The organism is Ereboglobus sp. PH5-5 (assembly GCF_029504805.1).
In the GTDB taxonomy this organism is placed as follows: Bacteria; Verrucomicrobiota; Verrucomicrobiia; order Opitutales; family Opitutaceae; genus Ereboglobus.
In genome coordinates this window covers 1-2,500 of record NZ_JAQFIT010000033.1, presented here as the reverse complement: position 1 = coordinate 2,500, position 2,500 = coordinate 1, and the positions used below count along the sequence as shown (strand labels likewise).

Annotated in this window: 1 rRNA gene (cut by a window edge); it reads right to left on the bottom strand. The window is 51.9% G+C overall.

Annotation, left to right across the window (positions count from 1 at the left end):
- Positions 1–1,468 (bottom strand): 16S ribosomal RNA (locus M2103_RS13110) (it extends 90 nt beyond the left edge of the window).
- Positions 1,469–2,500 lie beyond the last annotated feature (1,032 nt).

The window sequence follows — 2,500 nt, the reverse complement described above, 5'->3', positions numbered from 1 at the left end:
TTGCTGGTTGGCAAACGCACTTCGGGCAAAACCGGCTTTCATGATGTGACGGGCGGTGTGTACAAGGCCCGGGAACGTATTCACGGCGCCGTAGCTGATGCGCCATTACTAGCGATTCCAACTTCATGTAGTCGAGTTGCAGACTACAATCTGAACTGGGCCCGGTTTTTGAGATTTGCTTTGCCTCGCGGCATTGCGTCCCTCTGTACCGGGCATTGTAGTACGTGTGCAGCCCTGGCCGTAAGGGCCATCCTGACTTGACGTCATCCCCACCTTCCCACCCTCAGAGAGGGTTTGTCTCCTTAGAGTGCCCAACTTAATGATGGCAACTAAGGACAGGGGTTGCGCTCGTTGCGCGACTTAACGCAACATCTCACGACACGAGCTGACGACAGCCATGCAGCACCTGTGCTCCGGCTCCGAAGAGAAGGCGCCTTTCAGCGCCGGTCCAAAGCATGTCAAGGCCAGGTAAGGTTCTTCGCGTTGCATCGAATTAAGCCACATACTCCACCGCTTGTGCGGGCCCCCGTCAATTCCTTTGAGTTTTAGCCTTGCGGCCGTAGTCCTCAGGCGGCACACTTAACGCGTTAGCTTGGGCCCTGAAGGGGTCGAATCCTCCAAGACCTAGTGTGCACCGTTTAGGGCGTGGACTACAGGGGTATCTAATCCCTTTCGCTCCCCACGCTTTCGTGCCTGAGCGTCAGTAACTGTCCAGGAAGCTGCCTTCGCCATTGGTGTTCCTCATGATATCTACGCATTTCACTGCTACACCATGAATTCCGCTTCCCTCTCCAGTACTCTAGCCATGTAGTTTCCGGCGCAATTTCGGAGTTAAGCCCCGAGATTTCACACCAGACACACATGGCCGCCTGCGCACCCTTTACGCCCAGTGAATCCGAATAACGCTTGCAGTCTCTGTATTACCGCGGCTGCTGGCACAGAGTTAGCCACTGCTTCCTCTCCGGGTTAAGTCAGGCTAAAAGCTGTTAACTTTTAGCGTTTCTTCCCCGGTGACAGAGGTTTACAACCCGAAGGCCTTCGTCCCTCACGCGGCGTCGCACCATCAGGCTTTCGCCCATTGTGAATGATTCGAAACTGCTGCCACCCGTAGGTGTCTGGACCGTGTCTCAGTTCCAGTGTGGCTGATCGTCCTCTCAGACCAGCTACCCGTCTTAGCCTTGGTGAGCCGTTACCTCGCCAACAAGCTGATAGGCCGCAAACTCCTCTTAAAGCGGCAGGCCTTGCGGTCCCTGCCTTTAGTGAAGCTCTCATGCGAGAGCCTACCACATGCGGTATTAATTCGCCTTTCGACGAGCTATTCCCCACTTTAAGGTAGATTGTTTACGTGTTACGCACCCGTTCGCCACTGAACTTGCAATGTATTGCTACACCACAAGTCCCGTTCGACTTGCATGTCTTAACCACGCCGCCAGCGTTCATTCTGAGCCAGGATCAAACTCTCCGAAAAGAGTTCTGAACCTAGTGATTCATGAACTACTGACCATGTCGGTCGTGAAACCGACATGTCATATGTTTGTATAAGTTGTTGATTGGGGGTCCCAATCAATCGCACAAAGTAAATTTCAAAGAGCTTTTGCGCTTTGCAGCGCGCTTCCCGTTTTTAGGGGGAAAGGGTTCAAAGCAAGTCAGGTTATTTTCGCTTCGTCAATACCTTTTTCAAAAAATCTTTTAAAAAAGTTTTTGATCTGAAGAACCGGACTCTCAAAGAACCTCCCTTTTCGGCGGCGTTTTTGACGCGCCCCGTTTGAAGGGAGTGCGGACAATGGCCCCGACGCCCTTTTGCTCAAGAAGTTTTTTTATAAATTTCACCATGCTTTTTCATCTTATTAACAAACAACATATTGCGACTGAAATTTTTTTGAACACTGCCCCGCTCTCGCAGCGCCCCGATAGCGCAATCTCAAGATGTATCCGATTATTGAATACGCAATTCTCCCTCTGCCAAAGGCCCCCTGGCGCATTTAAAAACGCCCTCGGACGCATGCTCGGACGCCAACCTTCATAGAGGCGCCGTATATCCAGCCAACCCCCAGAACTCGCCTCCGCCCGAGGAGTTTATTCGCCTTGTTTTGAGAACATGGAATCCTCACTGGGACAGCAACTCGCCCGCTGCGTGCTTTACGCAACCTCTCTGGGCTTTTTCACGATGCCAGGGATGATGGCATTGCCGAGGTCTCTTCAGTCTCGCCTATACTGTCACCCTGGCGCGAATATCTGTTTAAATTAAACAAGGCTCGCATCGGGTAGGGCGAATCCTCTCTGCAACGTCCCGCGCTAAAGGTAACAGACGTGCCGCTAATGAGGTAACATATCCCAAGGTATGGTGAGTGGACGCCAGGCTCCTCCCATGCTTTGGGGCACCAAAAGCAAAAACAACGACCGTCGCTAGAGCAATTCCTAATTAATTAGTCGCAAATGGAGTGAAAATAAGAGAAGTGATGGTGCATGAAATCATACAGCCAGGATTTGAGGGGACGGA